Origin of the sequence: Microcoleus sp. MON2_D5 (assembly GCF_036701905.1) — a bacterium.
Lineage (GTDB): Bacteria > Cyanobacteriota > Cyanobacteriia > Cyanobacteriales > Microcoleaceae > Microcoleus.
In genome coordinates, this window is the sequence record NZ_JAUBRM010000067.1 from 23076 (window position 1) to 40452 (window position 17377).

Here is a 17377-nt window from a genome sequence, read left to right on the forward strand (position 1 = left end):
TTTTGCAGATGTCTAATAAGTAAATGGGGATTTGTTAACCACAGATATCAGCGGAGTAACACAGATAAACGCAGATGGAATTTCATCGGCGTTTATCTGCGGTTATCTGCGGTTAAAAAAACATTTTTGATATCACCGCATAAACGAACCGACAACACCGTTTAAATCTTCAGCCAAAGGATTTCCCAAAGCCTTAAACTTCCACTCGCCGCCTTCTCGATAAACTTCTCCCATCAACATATTTAATTTTCCTTCATAAGAAGGGTCATTTGACAAGCGATAACGAGCGATTTCTTTCCCAGTCGCATCTACAGCCCTCACAAAAGCATTTTCTACCAGGCCAAAATGCTGTTTTCTCTCTTTCCCATCGTAAATATTCACGCCCAAAATTATTTTGTGATATTGTTCTGGCAAAGAGCTCAGTTTTACCAAAATTTGTTCGTCGTCTCCATCTCCAGCCCCCGTGAGATTGTCGCCTGAGTGAACAACTGTTTTGTCCTTTGACTCCAAATGAGAGTAATAAATTACATCTTCTTTGTAGTTCTTTAATTTGCCATTTTCTCCCAGCAGCAGAGCGTAGGAATCTAAGTCAAAATTTGCACCGCTGCTGCGGCCGAAAAGACCTTTTTTAGCTTGCGCTACATCCCAGCCCAAAGCCATTGTTAATCGGGATAAGTCGTATTCGCTTTTGCTGAGAACGATCGATTGTCCTTTTGTCAAGTTGATAGCCATAGTTTTGTGATTGTGTAAGGTTTATTGTGAAGTTGAATGATTGCCCTAAGCTAGCATTTTGTTGGCCGGCCAAAGCTGTTTCTAGGGTAAGAGATTTTTGATTCGTGCTGATTTTACCCAATGCGGATATTCGGCGGTCAACAAATCGTATAATTCCTCATCGGCAATATGTTCCGGGTCTTCTAAACTGAAGAAATCGGCGTTGTCTAGGTAGCGAGCGCCCATTTCGTCAAGCTGTTCTAAAAAGCTAAAATCGCTGGCTACGGATCTTGCTAACCACCCTCGAACTCCCTTACTTTTGACATCTTTCTGCGACGTGCCGATCGCCATAAACTGCCAAAATATCGGCTCATAGGACGACCATTGTAGCTGCTGCTTGCTTTCCGACTCGTCAGCCGTTTCTCCATCAGTTACAAACATCACGTAGACAGGTCGATCGGCTTTAATAGCTGCGTAGCGCCTGCTACCGCGACCATCTGGAAAATAGAACTTTCTAATTTCCTTCATCACTTTACCGTAGTAAGTACCTCCTTCTAAAGGATACTGTTGCAGTATATGGTGAATGAAGTTTGAGAAATTGTCGATCGACATTTCACCGGGATTGTGGGGGTTGACTCCAAACAGAAATATGTCGATCGATCCGTTGTCATCAAACCGACATCCCAAAGCCAAAATCTTCTCTGCCAAACGCTGAATTTTTCCTGAACGGTATAGGGAAGACATAGAAGCAGAAATATCGAGGCAAAGCGCTACTTGAGCATCGTGATTTGTGAGATTTGCCTTTTTTAGCGAGATATCGGCTTTCTTAGCAAGATTGAAAATGTGCGGCGCTTTCTCCTGAAGCTTTTTGTCTAATGCTATAGCTTTCTGACTTTTGTGGCTATCTTCAATAACTGGTAATTTAGGCAGTTCTACTGTAATTTTTGCTGGCTTTTCTTGCTGTTGAATCTCAGAATGATACTTGTCAACAAAACTCTGCAACCCTGCTTTATATCCTTGTCCTACGGCCTGAAATCTCCAAGCTGCATCTTTTTTATACAACCGTCCGAACTCGACTGCTGTTTCTTCAGAAAAACCTTCTGTTAAATCATAGCGGGCTAGTTCGCTGCCGGTTTGGCGATCGTACAATCGGATAAAAGCATTTCTGATTTGGCTAAAATTTTGATGTTTAGCTTGTGCGTCGTGAATCGTGACCACAAAAACCATTTCCTCAACAGCAGCCGTTACTTTTTCTAAGTCTACATAAATTGTCTCGTCATCCCCTTGAGTTTGACCAGTTTGATTATCTCCCGAATGGGCGATCGCTCCGTCCGGCGACTGCGAGTTATTGTAAAATACAAAGTATCTTTCATCGGGAATTTTGCCGTCCGAACCTAATGCAAAAACCGAGGCATCGATATCGCAGCTTTGCTGGTTTGAGTCCGATAAACTTCGTTCAGTTGCTATTTCCCATCCCAGGGCGATCGCAACTTTTGTTAAAGTTGGAGATGTTTTAGAAAGATTAAATCTTTCGCCCTTCTTTAATTGAATTCCCATCTGGTTTATCACCTCATGAGTCTGATTGCTTAAAATCGAGGGAAACATTCCTGCTTCCGAATTTCCCCTCGATTTATTTAGCTAGGAGCGATCGCCTTTTTATGCGGCATACTTGTCTACAAAGCTTTGCAAGCCGGAATTGTAGCCTTGTCCTACAGCTTGGAACCTCCACTCACCGTCTTTCTTGTAAAGTCTGCCAAACTCTACCGCTGTCTCCCTAGAAAAATCCTCGTCCAAATCGTACTTCGTTACCTCTGTATTAGTAGTAGTGTCGTAAATCCTGATAAAAGCATTCCGCACTTGACCGAAGTTTTGCCTTCTCGATTCTGCTTCGTGGATAGTTACCACAAACACAATTTCTTCCACCGCCGGATCGACTTTAGTTAAATCGACGGTAACTGTTTCATCATCGCCAAATCCTTCTCCGGTTCTGCTATCTCCCAGATGTATTACAGAAGTGTCCGGCGACTCCTTGTTGTTGTAGAAAACAAAGTATTTTTCGCCAGGAATTTTGCCAGTAGCCCCCAACATAAACACGGAAGCATCTAAGTCAAATGCTGCGCCTGTGTCTGTAGCATTGGTATCCCATCCCAAACCAATCCCGGCATTTTTCAGCCCGGGTGCTTCTTTAGAGAGATTGATTCTCCCGCCTTTTTCCAAATTGATAGACATTCGCCCTCCTGCGTGCAAAATCTGTAATATTACTGATAACAATTATACAAACTGTCTGAGCAGCTTGACAAATTGCTGCTGGTAATCGTCCTCGGTCAATCGATTTTAGATTTTGGATTTTAGATTGGATAATTGAAAAATTGGCCCTGCGGATGAATCCGGGGGCTTGTACGCTGGATGCTTTTGCTTAGAGTAGCTTGACAAATTGTTGCTGGTACTCATCTTCTGTCATCAGTTCGTGGGTACTTTCCACTCTGTCTAAAAACACGATTCCATCTAAATGGTCGTGTTCGTGTTGAAAAATTCGAGCCACAAAGTCTGTCAATTCTTGTCGGTGAAGTTTGCCGTCTCTACTGGTGTATTCTATCTCGATCGCCCTACTTCTGGGCACCAATCCCCGAATCCCTGGAATGCTCAAACAGCCTTCCCAGTCTTTGACTGTCTCTGTTGATGCAGCCACAATCCGGGGATTAATCATCGCTGTGGGTTCCATGTGGGGTGCTTGGGGATACCGCAGGTTGGGACGGGATGCGACGATGAACAGGCGATCGGACTGAGCCGCTTGAGGAGCGGCAATCCCCACTCCGTTTGCCTGCTGTACTGTAAAGATTAAGCTGTCAATCAACTGTTGAATGCGATCGTCCTTAATATTCTCGACAACTTGCGACTGGCGGCGCAGTACAGGATTTCCTAATTGTGAGATTTGTAAGAGTTCTGCCATAGTTATTGGTTAGTCGTTATTGGTTAGTCGTTAACTACTGACAAATTATTATTTCCTTCTTCCTTCTTCCTTCTTCCTTCTTCCTTCTTCCTTCTTATCTAACTTTTTGAACCGGCAAACTCCCCGTTTTAACAGTCAAATTAACTATTTGCCCGTTGCGGTTGATTTCCATTTGCAACAGCCCGCCAACCTTAGCATTTTGCACGAACTCCTGAACAGCTTCCGACTGAATAATTGGCTGATTGCTAATTTTTTGAATCACATCTCCAGCCCGCAAACCGGCTGCTGCTGCCGGAGAATTAGGAACAACGCTAACAATAGCCACACCCCGATCGACTGCAACTCGCAGGCTGCTGTTAGCGTTGCTGTTAATTTGCTCCTTAACATCGGGAGTCAGCGTCGCCATTTCAATTCCCAAATAAGCGTGTTCGACTTTCCCCGTCGCAATCAGTTCCTTCGCCACCTCTTGCGCCGCCTGAATGGGGATCGCAAAGCCCAATCCTTGAGCACCTTGAATAATCGCCGTATTCATACCAATAACTTGGCCCGAAGCATTCAGCAGCGGGCCGCCGGAATTCCCCGGATTAATTGCAGCGTCTGTTTGAATAAAACCGACCCGCTTGTCGGGTACGCCCACATCAGAGCTCGATCGCCCCGTAGCGCTAATAATCCCCGCAGTTACGGAATTGTCCAAACCCAAAGGATTGCCGATGGCGATCGCCCATTCCCCAGACAACAGCTTATCCGAATTGCCGATCGCCACCACAGGCAAATTATTCGCCTCAATCTTCACCACAGCCACATCCGTTACCTTATCCGCCCCCAACACCCGCCCCTGATAGCTGCGGCCGTCCTTGAGAGTTACATTTACCGTATCGGCTCCCTCTACAACGTGAGCGTTAGTGAGAATCACGCCGTCGGCACCGATGACAAAACCCGAACCAGTGCCCCGTTCGATCCCGCCCCGGCCACCCGAATTCGGTTCTATGCCAAAAAAATCTTCCGGCGACAGGCCTCTATTTCCCGGTTTCACCGGGCGCGAAGCATCGATCCGAACCACTGCAGGGCCAACTTTTGCCACGGCAGCCACAATAAAATTCACATTAGTCCCGTCGCCCGACAAGGAAGCCGGCGGCAAGACTTTGCTAACTCGATCCTTTGTATTAGGAGGCAGTTGCAATTTAGGTTCCAGCGCCCTTTGTCCCGAATCGCCAGAATTTGCACGAAATTGAGAAACCGTCAGACGATCGCCCAACATGGCGGCCCCGGCTCCCGTTACCAGCAGCAATATGTAAATTGCCGGTTGCTTCCAAAATTTGCCAGTAGAACTCTTCATTGCCATGTTTTAAGGCTTTCCTGCCAAATCTAAATATTTGCCGAGCAGCTGCTGCGTAAAACTTACCTAAACTTATCTAAAGCCATCTTTAGTTCATCCGAGTTTACTTCCTACGCTATTGGGTAGTCGGCTATCCCAAGATCAGTAGGCTATCCCCCTCCAGCCGAGGGTTCCCATTTTAAAATGTTCAGGCTCGCATTTAAATCTCGGTCGATAGATATTCCACAAACCGGACAATCATAAATCCGAACGCTTAGCGGCATATCTTTTTTGCTGCCACAATTAGAGCAAGTTTTAGAACTGGGAAACCACTGGTCTACCAAGACTAAAGTTGCTCCATACATAAGACATTTGTAATTGAGTTGACGTTTAAACTCATAAAACCCAAGGTCGGATATTGCGCCCGCCAGCTTGTGATTTGCCATCATCCCTAAAACATTCAAATTTTCAATCTTGATTAACTTGAATGTTTTGGCTAAGTAAGTTGTTAACTTGTGCAGGAAATCTTTACGAATACAAGCTATTTGGGCGTGAAGCCGGCTAATTTTATTGTAGGTTTTGCGCTGGTTATTGGAGCCTTTTACCTGCTGGGACGCTTTTCGCTGTAAAGTAGCAAGTTTGGTTTTCGCTTGCTGCAGCGGTTTTGGTGCCTCAAAAACTTGCTGGTTTGACAGGGTTGCCGCATATTTAATACCTACATCGATTCCTACAGAGCTTTTGGGCTGTTGAACTGGTAAACGTTCTGCATCAACACAGAATGAAATAAACCAGCGACTTCCTTCTTTTGAGATAGTGAAAGTTTGAGACACGTAACCACATTCTAGTGGCTCATCAAGCCGAAACGTTCCCAATGTAGGAATCTTAATGGTTTTGCCAGCACTTAGCAGAACTTTCCCATGGGATGAATCTACTGTAAAAGATTGACCATTGCGACGGCTAGCGAATTTTGGATGACCTGCTTTCCCGGCACGATATCGACTAAACGCATCTTTCAAGTCAATTAAAGCGTTTTGGTAGACTCGGCTAGACAACTGGTTCATCCAAGCGAATTCAGGTTGCTTCTTGACGTGGTTGGTGAGAACTTTTTTAACTTCGTTGATCACCTTCGAGTCCGAAAGCTTGCCCTCACTATACATTTGAGTCCGCAAGCTTAACCCGAAATTGAAGACGACCCGCCGAAATCCTGCGTGTTTTGCCATCAAGGTCGCTTCGTTGTTATTCAATTTTAGCGCTCGTTTGACGGCAAACATAGTTAAGCTTACTTAGAGTTTATTGTTTGGTGAATTATAGACAAGTTTAGCCAACTATTTGGCGATTTAGTCTAACTCCCCGATACCTGGTTTGGGCTGCAGAGCCGCAAAAATTTTGGCGATCGGCAGACTCCCTTAAACTTTAGCATCTGAGGACTAAACTCTCTAGAGTAGAATTAATATCTTGAATGCCGATCGGCAGAGGTGAGCAGTGGACATTCCCCTCGAAAGTCTGTGGAATCAGATACTTGAACGTCTCCAGGTACAACTGAGCAGACCTAGCTTTGAGACGTGGATCAAAACTGCCAGGGCGGAACAGCTCGAAAATAACTGTTTGATTGTCAGCGCCCCCAACCCCTTTGCTCGCAATTGGTTGCAAAAATATTACGTCAAAACCATTGCCGATGCAGTCTACGAAATTCTCGGCTATCCCGTGGACATTTACTTGACCATTGCCGGAGGAAACGAAACAGGCGGCAGCAGCGATTCCGCCATGATTTGGCCCTCCCCCATCGCCGATATGGAAAGCCACTCGCTTCACCCCCCCAAACCGGCCAATTTAAACCCGAAATACGTATTTTCCCGCTTTGTCGTCGGTTCCAACAACCGCATGGCCCACGCAGCCTCCCTCGCCGTAGCCGAGTCTCCGGGCCGAGAATTCAATCCCCTATTTTTGTGCGGTGGCGTCGGTTTGGGCAAAACTCATTTGATGCAGGCGATCGGTCATTATCGCTTGGAAATTGACCCCAACGCCAAGATTTTTTACGTTTCTACTGAGAAATTTACTAACGATTTAATCGCCGCCATTAGGAAAGATAGTATGCAAACTTTCCGCGATCATTATCGAGCAGCCGATGTTTTGTTAATAGATGATATCCAATTTATTGAAGGCAAAGAATACACTCAAGAAGAATTTTTCCATACTTTTAATACTTTGCACGAAGCCGGGAATCAAGTAGTTTTAGCTTCCGATCGCCCGCCGCAGCAAATCCCACGCCTGCAAGAGCGTTTGTGTTCCCGATTTTCCATGGGATTAATTGCCGACATTCAATTGCCCGACTTGGAAACTAGGATGGCAATTTTGCAGAAAAAAGCCGAGTATGAAAATATGCGGCTGCCGCGAGATGTCATTGAATACATTGCTTCTAGTTACACTTCCAACGTTCGGGAATTGGAAGGTGCTTTGATTCGGGCGGTAGCATATCTTTCAATTACCGGTTTGCCGATGACCGTGGAGAATATCGCCCCGGTTTTGAACCAGCAAACTGAAAGCTTAGAGGCGACGCCAGATGCAGTAATTGCAGTTGTGGCTGAGGAGTTTGATGTTTCTGTTGAAGATTTGAAAGGCATTTCTCGCAGGCGAGAAATTAGTCTGGCCCGTCAAGTAGGGATGTATTTAATTAGGCAGCATACTGGTTTGAGTTTGCCAAAAGTTGGCGAAGTGTTCGGCGGCAAAGATCACACGACTGTGCTTTACAGTTGCGACAAAATTGCTCAGTTGCGGAACACTGACCCGAATTTGGCTCAAACTTTGCGTCAGTTGAGCGATCGAATTAATGTTGTCAGTCGCAAAACTTGAGAAGAAGTCAATCGATTTTAGATTTTAGATTTTAGATTTTAGATTAAAGAATTGAAGCATTGACCCCACGGATAAATTCGGGGGGCAAGTTTCATCGGATACAGGTTTTTTATTTCTCCACGGATGAATCCGGGGGCTTGTATCCTGGATGCTTTCGGTCAGTTGTCAGTCAGTTGTCAGTCAGTTGTCACACCAATGACTCTATGCAGCGATTTCAAGATCCGCATCATCGAAGGGGTTACTCTCCGATAACAGACAATCTCTATGCGTAGCAGCTTGCCTGTGGAAAAACCTGTGGAAAAGTTGCCCTCGGTTTGTGGAAAACTTTACTCGATCGCCCGAAACAGTTTGTGCACAAAAATGGGCGGGCGATCGACCGCAACAGCTTTTCCACAAGTTTTCCACAGGTATTTATTACCTAGAGGTGATGCCCAGCCAGCAGTTAGCTGTTTTTTCCACAGTTTCCACAGGGCGATCGATACAAAAATAGTTCAATAAATTAAAAAAAACAGGCGATCCCTGCGTACCCTACACAGATAGTTCGCCACGCGCGCTGACATCAGAAACCCGGTTTCTACGAAGATTTCTCGTTTTTACAGACACAATTTTGCGTAGAAACCGGGAATAAGCGCCCCATGCTTAAGCCCTACACACAGAAAAACCGACCCGCTGGCTTTCTGTGATACGATTTGTTTCTGTTTCAAATCCGGTTAATTAACCTTCCTACCATGAAATTGGTTTGCACCCAAAGTGACCTCAACGCCAACCTCTCGTTGGTAAGTCGGGCCGTTCCCTCCCGCCCGACACATCCGGTACTAGCCAACGTGCTCTTAGTAGCCGATGAGGAAAATCAGCGGGTTAGCTTGACAGCTTTCGATCTCAGTTTGGGCATCCGTACCAGCTTCGCAGCAGAAGTGAGTGGCGGCGGCAGTTTTACAATACCCGCTAAATTGCTTAACGATATTGTTTCGAGACTCCCGGATGGAGAGATTACTTTAGAAGACGAAGCGGGGGACACCGTAGCATATCTCACTTGCAGTTCTGGCAGCTACCAAGTTAGAGGCATGGGCCCGGAAGAATTCCCAGAATTGCCCGCAATCGAAGCCGGAACAATCCTAAAATTGCCGCCGGAAGCCTTGATAGAAGGACTCAAAGGAACTTTATTTGCTACTAGCCCCGACGAGGCAAAACAGGTACTTGCAGGCGTGCATTTAAAGGTATTGCAAGATTGCTTGGAGTTTGCAGCTACAGACGGCCACAGATTGGCAGTAGTTCAAACTGCAAATGAAAAAGCTGAAGGCGAAGAAACCCAAGAAGAATTTGAGGTGACAGTCCCCGCTAAAGCATTGCGGGAAGTAGAAAGAATGCTGGTGATGCGCCAGTGGACTGAACCTGTCACCCTGCATTTTGAACACGGTCAAGTAGTGTTTGAATGGGCAGACCAGCGGCTGACAACCCGCACCTTGGAAGGGCAGTATCCCGCATATCGGCAGTTGATTCCGCCCTCCTTTGAGCGACAAATTACTTTAGAAAGGCGATCGTTCTTAGCCGCAGTAGAAAGAATTGCCGTTTTTGCAGACCAAAAAAATAATATTCTCAAATGCAGCATCGACGAGGAGAATCAGGAAATTACTTTGTCTGTAGATGCTAAAGATGTCGGCTGCGGTAAAGAGTCAATGCCCGCACAAATTTCTGGAGACAGCATAGATATTGCTTTCAACGTGAAATATCTGATTGATATTTTAAAAACGGCTCAATCCCCAGAAATTCAACTGCAATTAAACGGTGCTTTAGCCCCCGTAATTTTCCAGCCTTTGGGTGGAGTCAATGCTACATTCTTGGTGATGCCAGTTCAGCTTCGAGCGTAACCGATTAATAGGGGCGGGTTTTACAAACAATCTCCGCCTAAAATTGCTCGTCTAAGAAACCCGCCCCCGCTTGAACGGTAAATCGATATCGACCAGTCCCCCAGACCTTCAAATCAATGGCAACAAAATTTCAAATTCCGTACCCGTACCGGGAGTTGAATGCAAATTTAACTTGCCTTTATGTTTTTCCGTAACAATTTGATGGGTAATTGCCAACCCCAAACCGGTACCTTTGCCGGCGGGTTTAGTAGTAAAAAACGTCTCAAAAATCCGCCGCTGAATTTCTGGCGGAATTCCCGGCCCGTTATCGGCAATCCTGATGGCTATCCAAGCGTTATTTTGATTTTTTTCGCCTGCTTCGGGGCTAAAGCCGGCATTTTGGGTGGCGCAGGATAGCTGTTTTGAATTTTGTCGATCGCCCATAACATAATTTTGAATTAATTCCGAATTCACGCAGTCTCCGTCAGAACTGTCTATTACCTCGGTTTCAATAGTAATCGCAGGCACAAAATCTTTTTCTTCTTTTACCTCTTCCAAAGCGTCGATCGCATTGCTGATGATATTCATAAATACCTGGCTCAACTGACCCGAGTAACACTTGACTAAAGGCAAATCACCATAGCTTTTAACTACTTCTATTTGGTACTTGAGACGGTTTTTCATAATTAGCAGCGTACTGTCAATACATTCATGGATGTTAGCTTGTTTCAAGTGGGTTTCGTCCATGTGAGAAAAGGTGTGGAGGCTGGTAACGAGTTCGGTCAGCCTCTGTGATGAAACTTTCATACTTTTGATAATTTCCACCCAATCTTCTTGCAAAAAATCAAATTCTATGTGTTTTTTGAGTTGGTTAATTTTTTCGTTTTCACCCACAATGTGTTCGTAAGCAGACAGCAAGTCCATGATGTCTTTCGAGTAGTTTGACAAAAAGCCTAGATTTCCGCTGATGCAGGTGACGGGATTTCTAATTTCGTGGGCGACTCCAGCTACCATCTGCCCCAAACTGGCTAGTTTTTCGGTTTGAATTAGTTGAGATTGAGTTTGCTGCCTCAGCAATTTTGTCGCTAGTTCGTGAATGTGGGATTGGGCTACTAACAGTTCGTGTACATCTAGCAAAGTATAAGTTTGAGGCGACACTTGAACTACAATCGGTTCGTAAAGCAGTTCTTTCGATCGCAACAGCGACTTCCTGGCTGCATCCACGATTAAAGTATTGCTGGGAAAAATTAAACTCTCAGTTTCGGCAAAGCGGTACAAAGCCCTCACAGGTCGCTTTAAAAATAATTCTCGCCCAAAAGGACGGCTGATAAATTCTAAAAATCTCCGCCGGGAAATCATACCAGCAAATTCACCTTGATGGGTCACAATGACTCCCGGTAACAGCGGATTAGCTTCTAACATCTGAGAAATTCGCATTCCCCAATCCGTAGCCTCTACATGAAAATCGTAAAGCGACAATTCTTGGAGAGTAGAGTCTAAACAAAGTGCTCCTAGGTCAGCCTCGGAGATGGGTGGAACTGGTCTTTCTACGCAGGAGGTATTCAACATAAATTCATCAGTACGCTTTTTTGGGGTTATATTGGCTAGCAGACATTCAGCTACCAAAGGTCAGCAGGTAAGTTGCTGAGTGCTTTGACCGGGATCATCCTGACAAACTGCTTTTTTAATTACACAAAAAACTGACTGTAGTAAATGGGATTTTACCACTTAAAGTATGAGGCAATATTAAGTATCACCGAAATAAATGCGCCCTGGCTATGCCTGACTTTATTTTAGACTGACTTGAGGGGTATTAACGCTTGGTTCGACTATTTAATTATTCATTAACCTTGAGTTATTTTTTTAACCTTGTGTTAATAAAATTATTAAGCTGAAAAATATAATTAATGGACAAGAGAGGAAAATCGGAATTGCCCGATCCCCCACCCGATGCACCCCGTCAGGAGACAAGTTAAAAGCAGAAATAGGGGCGATCGCGTCCCGGAGTTTTAGCTTGCAATCGCGATGGCGGGACGCCTTGCAAGCTAGGGCATTTGAGGCGATTTCATCCCATCTCCCCGATCCGGTACTCGCAACCCCCCGTAACGTTCAGCCAGCGACACACCTGCCAGTGCGCCCCCTATAGGTTTGTAGTGAAAACTAAAGTGATCGCTACAAACCAATTTTATAGCAATCGTTATATAAAACAGTTAGGGAGCATCTCATATTTGTAAAAACACTTCTTCTGCCTCCTTCCTTCTGACTCTTTCCTCCTGGCTCCTGGCTGCTGGCTCCTAACTCCAATTTTGGGCGGGGCTGCTTTCATTGAGATGTTCCCAAAAGTTACCCTCGCCCGCAATCTGCAAAATCTGCCTTGGCATTTGTTCTACAATCAATTATTGTTAACCGAAAGATCCATCAAATCTGCGACGGTTTGCAGAGTCAATTATTGATTGGCTGTACGAGGCGGATATGAATAAAATTCATTCAAATTCAAACAAGTTTAACCCGTCCAAATCACTCAAGGCATCAGCATTGATTAAATTAGAAGATCTACAAAATCCAGGAAAAAAAAGGCTAAAAAAAATTAACTGGCTGTTAACTTAGTGCTATGCTTTGGTATGATCTACAAGGAGTTCTACCAAAGACGTATAACTAAATAGCAATCTACCAGTAGGTGATCGATGCAACCCGCCCTCACGAACCAGTTAAACAATGCTTTTACCCTTTTTCTCAGCTTGTTAGTAGAAGCAATACCTTTTCTGCTGCTGGGAGTTTTATTCTCAGGTTTGCTGCTGGGGTTTGTAGACGAACGCAAACTCGTATCCCGCATCCCGCGAAACCCGCTACTGGGGGCTTTGATGGGCAGTTCGATCGGCTTTTTGTTTCCCGTGTGCGAGTGCGGTAACGTGCCCGTAGCCCGCAGGTTACTGATGCAGGGAGTGCCCGCACCAGCCGCGATCGGCTTTTTGCTCGCGGCCCCCACCATCAACCCCGTGGTAATTTGGGCGACTTGGACGGCATTTCGCGATCAGCCAGAAATTGTAGTTTTGCGGGTGGTATTTTCCCTAATCACAGCCACAATTATCGGCTGGGTGTTCAGCGCCCAAAAAGACTTGCGGCCTCTGCTGCAACCCTCTGTAGCCCGCGCTATCCCCCTGCCAAAACCAGAGTTTTCCGAAAAAAAACTCGTCCAAGCCAACACTCCGCTGCTGTTGCAGTCGGGAACTTTTATGCTGGGTCAGCCGGGTGGAGCGGTGCCGATCGAATCCTTGCTACAAGACGACTGGAAGCCATTACAAACAGACCAAACAGAAAAAACCTCGAAACGTTCCTCCATGTTCCACCGCGTTTCTAAAGAGCGTCTGCGCCTGCTTTTAGATACTATGGTACAGGAGTTGCGCGAATTGGGAGGAGTGTTGGTAATCGGAAGTGCGATCGCAGCCATCATTCAAGTTGGCGCCCCCCGCGAACTAATTCTCAACCTCGGCCAAGGCCCCGTTTCCTCGATTCTAGCCATGCTGCTCTTAGGCGCAGTCGTATCGATTTGTTCTACAGTAGATGCCTTTTTTGCCCTGTCTTTTGCTGCCACATTTACCAGCGGTTCGCTGTTAGCATTTCTCGTTTTCGGCCCGATGATTGACCTCAAAGGCATCGGTTTAATGCTGTCAATTTTTAAAAGTAGAGCCGTAGTTTACATCATTGTCTTGGCAGCTCAGTTAACCTTTTTAATGACCCTCGCTGTAAACTTGCATTTAGGTTAATAAATTAGCTGGGACAGACAACTAATACCCTTTTCGATTGGCGATTTTTAATTATTTTGAGACACGACACGGAAATCGATATACAGATAGCTATTTTTCCCTTCTTCCTTGTTCCTTATTTCCTCTTCTTCTTCCTTTTCTCTTCCTGCAACGTTCTAGTTTCCAATTCTCAATGACTCTTAAAAAATGAATCTTAAAAAACTTAGCCCCTGGCTGGACGCCCTAGCTATCTTAGCGTGGGGAATACTGCTTCTTAAATATTGGATTACCGGCAAATTAAGCATTCTCATTCACCCCCATTACTTTGGGTTGACTTTAGCTGGAGGAATCGGCTTAATGGTTATTGGGGGTTTAAAAACTTGGGAACTCTTAAAACTCGATCGCACCACAAAGCAATCGCGGACATCACCAGCAAATAACTCTCTCAGAATTACAGAAGTTGAACACGTTACTTTGTTTCCCCCCAGCATCGGCAGCACCTTAATGTTGAGCGTCGCATTAATAGGTTTACTAACAACGCCACGCACTTTTACCAGCCAGACAGCATTAGAACGAGGCCTCACCGAATCTCTGCCAATCACCAGACTGCAACCCCAAGAATTTCGCAATACTACAAAACCCGAACAGCGATCGCTCGTCGAATGGGTGCGGCTGTTAAATTTCAACCCCGAACCGGATACATACAGAGGTCAAAAAGTCAAAGTTCAAGGATTTGTAATTCATCCCCCTAACCTAGCAGAACAATATATGTGGATCGGGCGTTTTATCATTACCTGCTGCGCGGCAGACGCCTATCCGATCGGGTTGCCAGTAAAATTACCGCTCGGTCAAAGCCGCACCGCCTTGACCCCAGACAGTTGGCTAGAAATAGAAGGAGAAACGATAGTAGAAGAACTGCAAGGCAAGCGCAAATTAATCATTCAAGCATCATCCCTCCAACCAATTCCCGAACCAAAAAACCCTTATGATTATTAAAGCCGGAGCAAGCTGGAGATTAAATTTTACCTTTCTGATTTTGGGATGGGCATTCCGGGCCCGTCTTCGGTATGCAAATTAAGATACAGTAAAATTAGCTATAAAAGTGGCAGCAGCATCCTGTAACAGTTGCCAAGCGCAAATTCAGCAACTAGACTCGTAATTAGGAAATAAGTTCTGAGTATATGTCATCAGAAAAAAAATTAGCTATCAAAGGTGCAGCCTGGACGATCGCCAGCTATGGAAGCAGTCAAATTATCCGATTTGGCAGTAACTTAATCCTGACGCGTCTGCTTTTGCCCGAATTATTTGGTCTGGTAGGTCTAGCCTACGTTTTCATCACAGGGATTAACTTATTCTCAGACATAGGCCTGGGCCCAAGCATAATCCAGAATAAGCGTGGGGAAGATCCTCAATTTCTCAACACCGCTTGGACACTGCAAGTTATTCGCAGCTTGTTCATTTTCATGTGTTTGATTATAATTGCCCAGCCCGTTGCTAGTTTTTATAAAGATCCCCGTCTTCTGTGGTTGATTCCAATAATAGGTATAAATTCCCTAATAGGAGGGTTTAAATCCACCGCCACATGCAGCCTAGAACGCAAAATGGCAGTGAAGAAAGTAGTAATTTTTGAGTTGGGCATACAGATTGTTTCTACAACAGTGATGATTGTTTGGGCATGGTTCGATCGCAGCATCTGGGCGATCGTTGCAGGCGGCTTGACTGGAGCTTTAATGGAGGTAGTATGGAGCCATTTTTTGATTCCCGGCAAGTCAAACCGCTTTGCTTGGGATAAAGAAGCAGCTAAAGAAATATTTTCTTATGGCAAATGGATCTTTGTGTCTACGGCTTTGTTTTTCTTGTGTTCTCAAGCCGATAGACTCATCCTCGGGAAAATATTTACTTTAACAATGTTGGGCATTTACGGAATCGCTTTTACCCTGGGGGATATGCCGCGCCAAGTCATCATCGCAATTAGTGGTCGGGTGATTTTTCCCTCAATTTCTATGCTGGCCGAGTTGCCGCGGGAGGAGTTGCGCGCCAAGATACTCAAGAACCGCAAGCTAATTCTAATACCATTAGCCGTAGGTTTAGCAATTTTTGTGAGCTTTGGAGATCAGTTAATTTTAATACTGTATCGGAAAGAGTATGAGGCTGCATCTTGGATGATGCCAATCTTGGCGTTAGGTATCTGGCACACCACCCTGCACAATATAATGGGTTCTTGTCTGCTAGCCGTAGGAAAGTCTCAGTACCCAGCTATAGGCAATCTGCTGACTTTTGTGAATCTATGTATAAGTATACCGCTGGGATACCACTTAAAAGGTAATTTAGGTGCCGTGATTGCTGTAGCTCTCGGCGACCTTCCTACCTATGCAGTAACTAACTACGGTTTGTGGAAAGAAGGACTAAGTTGTTTTTGGCAGGATATTCAATTAACAGGGCTGTTTGTAGGGGTGCTGGCCACTCTACTTTGGTGTAGAGTCGCTTTTGGTTGGAACCTCCCAATCGATAAAATATCACCGATGGATTTAGTTCCAATCAATCAACTGTTTCAGTAAACAAAAAGGAGATTGTCTATATGTCAGGCGAACACAATACAAGAAGAAAAGTAATGCACTTTATCTTTTTACAAATGGCTCTCTTACAAGAAATATCGCGAGTAGCCACGAGGTATACTAAACTGATGTTTTTTTATCAAAGAAATCGCATCATAAATTTATTCAAAGAAATAGAAGCCCCCAAAAAAGAACGCCCCAAAGTCTTTGCCGCTGTCGCACACATTACATCAGTTGAAGAATCTAACAATCCAGAAAAAGGCGCAGAAAAAATAGAGAGACTCAGGCAAACAATAGATGGACTGTTGACGAGTTTTGCTCATTGCGACCTGACAATTACTATCCAAACTCTACCGAACAGGCACATTACAGCCTACTTACCTGAATATCAAATTAAGTGCATTCAGATACAAGAAGGCCCTGAATGCGACCCCATGTTTGTAGAGTTTAGACTTCAGGAAGAATTTGTCGAAAGAGTAGAAAATTTTGACTGGTTTTTATTCATAGAAGATGACATTGTTTTGTACGATGCTTTCATTCTAGAAAAATTAGAAAGTTTTAACCGACAAAGCGGGTATGAAAATGCTATTCTTTACCCAAACCGTTTTGAAATGTATCAAGGAACCAAGAGATACATTGATTTGACAATTGATACGGAGCTATCATGGAATCAGCTATCTAGTGTAGAGATAGAAGGTGTAAAATTTGCTGAGTTTAGCAATCCTCATTCAGCATTTTACTGTTTGTCAAGAAAGCAGATGAAAGAGTGGATGAAATCAGGTCGCCTCTTCAAAAATCAAGTAGTGAATGTCGGGCCTTTAGAGAGTGCAGCAACTTTTTGTCTTTTGGAATGTTTCTCGCTATATAAGCCTCACCCGTCAAACTTAAACTATTTTGAGATCAGGCATTACGATAGCAAATATTCTAAGCTACATCCCGAACCGGAATCTCCGTATACACTATCAGCGGTTAATAATAATTCCCACACACCAATCCTCAAGGGTTCGTGAAAGGGATCTAAGTAGGGGTCATGATTCTTAGTAGGATGGGTAGATCGCCAGGGTTACCCCTCAACCTATTAAAGAATTAGCGATTTGAGGTTTGAGATTAAATTAAAAATCTAAAATCTCAAACAGTCTTGGACACAACTGGCACAAGGGTAGGGTGCTCTACTTTCCTCAAAGCCTCTCTCGATCGAGCAATTTTTAGCTCTGAGGCATCATAAAAGGTAAAATCTATAATTTCACATCTCCACTCGGTTGATACTGTTAGAAGTGCCGCATAGTCGACGGATTTAACCCTCTTTTGTCACTCTACGCAGAGGAAAAGTGGAAATAAGGGATATTGAGGTTTTGAAAAATTGAACGAGTTAAATTATTAACAAGCATTTGAAGTTTAAAAAAGCC

14 protein-coding genes are annotated in these 17377 nt (G+C 44.6%); 7 read left to right on the top strand and 7 right to left on the bottom strand.

The window, feature by feature from the left end:
• Positions 1 to 132: 132 nt before the first annotated feature.
• From QUA47_RS22295 to QUA47_RS22320, 6 genes are all read right to left on the bottom strand, one after another.
• Positions 133 to 732 (bottom strand): TerD family protein, encoded by a 600-nt coding sequence (locus tag QUA47_RS22295; protein ID WP_333432361.1) that lies wholly within the window; start codon positions 730 to 732, stop codon positions 133 to 135.
• 81 nt (positions 733 to 813) lie between these two features.
• A complete protein-coding gene (locus tag QUA47_RS22300) occupies positions 814 to 2268 on the bottom strand; it encodes a TerD family protein (protein WP_333432362.1) in 1455 nt (484 codons plus the stop codon).
• Between the two features lie 99 nt (positions 2269 to 2367).
• Complete coding sequence (locus QUA47_RS22305) at positions 2368 to 2940, bottom strand: TerD family protein (protein WP_190660974.1); 573 nt, start codon at positions 2938 to 2940, stop codon at positions 2368 to 2370.
• 187 nt (positions 2941 to 3127) lie between these two features.
• Complete coding sequence (gene def / locus QUA47_RS22310) at positions 3128 to 3661, bottom strand: peptide deformylase (protein WP_190660972.1); 534 nt, start codon at positions 3659 to 3661, stop codon at positions 3128 to 3130.
• Positions 3662 to 3755: 94 nt separating this feature from the next.
• Entirely contained in the window at positions 3756 to 4997 is a 1242-nt protein-coding gene (locus tag QUA47_RS22315; RefSeq protein WP_333282830.1) for an HhoA/HhoB/HtrA family serine endopeptidase, read from the bottom strand.
• A 149-nt stretch (positions 4998 to 5146) separates the two neighbouring features.
• Entirely contained in the window at positions 5147 to 6247 is a 1101-nt protein-coding gene (locus QUA47_RS22320; protein ID WP_333282826.1) for an RNA-guided endonuclease TnpB family protein, read from the bottom strand.
• A gap of 211 nt (positions 6248 to 6458) precedes the next feature.
• Between QUA47_RS22320 and dnaA the strand changes: the two genes are divergently transcribed.
• The 3 genes from dnaA to dnaN all read left to right on the top strand — a co-directional run bounded on the left by dnaA (position 6459) and on the right by dnaN (position 9694).
• Positions 6459 to 7826: a chromosomal replication initiator protein DnaA gene (dnaA, locus tag QUA47_RS22325; RefSeq protein ID WP_333282823.1), complete on the top strand. Its 1368-nt coding sequence runs from the start codon at positions 6459 to 6461 to the stop codon at positions 7824 to 7826.
• A 316-nt stretch (positions 7827 to 8142) separates the two neighbouring features.
• Positions 8143 to 8316, top strand: coding sequence for a hypothetical protein (locus tag QUA47_RS22330; RefSeq protein ID WP_190734896.1), 174 nt, complete (start codon positions 8143 to 8145; stop codon positions 8314 to 8316).
• 238 nt (positions 8317 to 8554) lie between these two features.
• Positions 8555 to 9694, top strand: a complete 1140-nt coding sequence (gene dnaN, locus QUA47_RS22335) for a DNA polymerase III subunit beta (protein WP_190660964.1) — start codon at positions 8555 to 8557, stop codon at positions 9692 to 9694.
• A 108-nt stretch (positions 9695 to 9802) separates the two neighbouring features.
• Here the strand turns inward: dnaN and QUA47_RS22340 are convergent, their stop codons facing one another.
• Positions 9803 to 11242 (bottom strand): ATP-binding protein, encoded by a 1440-nt coding sequence (locus QUA47_RS22340; RefSeq protein ID WP_333432363.1) that lies wholly within the window; start codon positions 11240 to 11242, stop codon positions 9803 to 9805.
• 1115 nt (positions 11243 to 12357) lie between these two features.
• On the opposite strand from QUA47_RS22340, the gene QUA47_RS22345 reads away from it, so the two are divergent.
• The 4 genes from QUA47_RS22345 (at position 12358) to QUA47_RS22360 (ending at position 16981) form a co-directional block, all read left to right on the top strand.
• Positions 12358 to 13437 (top strand): permease, encoded by a 1080-nt coding sequence (locus tag QUA47_RS22345; RefSeq protein ID WP_190660960.1) that lies wholly within the window; start codon positions 12358 to 12360, stop codon positions 13435 to 13437.
• Positions 13438 to 13623: 186 nt separating this feature from the next.
• On the top strand, positions 13624 to 14412 hold the full coding sequence (locus tag QUA47_RS22350; RefSeq protein ID WP_333432364.1) for a TIGR03943 family putative permease subunit: 789 nt from the start codon (positions 13624 to 13626) through the stop codon (positions 14410 to 14412).
• Between the two features lie 185 nt (positions 14413 to 14597).
• Positions 14598 to 15974, top strand: coding sequence for an oligosaccharide flippase family protein (locus tag QUA47_RS22355; RefSeq protein WP_333405768.1), 1377 nt, complete (start codon positions 14598 to 14600; stop codon positions 15972 to 15974).
• 20 nt (positions 15975 to 15994) lie between these two features.
• Positions 15995 to 16981 carry a hypothetical protein gene (locus tag QUA47_RS22360; protein WP_333405767.1) on the top strand — a complete coding sequence of 329 codons (987 nt, stop codon included), beginning with the start codon at positions 15995 to 15997 and terminating at the stop codon, positions 16979 to 16981.
• Positions 16982 to 17377: the final 396 nt, after the last annotated feature.

Bases quoted from the DNA above. Each gene is read 5' to 3' on its own strand.
- QUA47_RS22340 (WP_333432363.1), bottom strand. From the start codon at position 11,242: ATGTTGAATACCTCCTGCGTAGAAAGACCAGTTCCACCCATCTCCGAG.
- QUA47_RS22355 (WP_333405768.1), top strand. From the start codon at position 14,598: ATGTCATCAGAAAAAAAATTAGCTATCAAAGGTGCAGCCTGGACGATC.
- dnaN (WP_190660964.1), top strand. From the start codon at position 8,555: ATGAAATTGGTTTGCACCCAAAGTGACCTCAACGCCAACCTCTCGTTG.
- QUA47_RS22350 (WP_333432364.1), top strand. From the start codon at position 13,624: ATGAATCTTAAAAAACTTAGCCCCTGGCTGGACGCCCTAGCTATCTTA.
- QUA47_RS22360 (WP_333405767.1), top strand. From the start codon at position 15,995: ATGTCAGGCGAACACAATACAAGAAGAAAAGTAATGCACTTTATCTTT.
- QUA47_RS22305 (WP_190660974.1), bottom strand. From the start codon at position 2,940: ATGTCTATCAATTTGGAAAAAGGCGGGAGAATCAATCTCTCTAAAGAA.
- def (WP_190660972.1), bottom strand. From the start codon at position 3,661: ATGGCAGAACTCTTACAAATCTCACAATTAGGAAATCCTGTACTGCGC.
- QUA47_RS22300 (WP_333432362.1), bottom strand. From the start codon at position 2,268: ATGGGAATTCAATTAAAGAAGGGCGAAAGATTTAATCTTTCTAAAACA.
- QUA47_RS22315 (WP_333282830.1), bottom strand. From the start codon at position 4,997: ATGAAGAGTTCTACTGGCAAATTTTGGAAGCAACCGGCAATTTACATA.
- QUA47_RS22345 (WP_190660960.1), top strand. From the start codon at position 12,358: ATGCAACCCGCCCTCACGAACCAGTTAAACAATGCTTTTACCCTTTTT.
- QUA47_RS22295 (WP_333432361.1), bottom strand. From the start codon at position 732: ATGGCTATCAACTTGACAAAAGGACAATCGATCGTTCTCAGCAAAAGC.
- QUA47_RS22320 (WP_333282826.1), bottom strand. From the start codon at position 6,247: ATGTTTGCCGTCAAACGAGCGCTAAAATTGAATAACAACGAAGCGACC.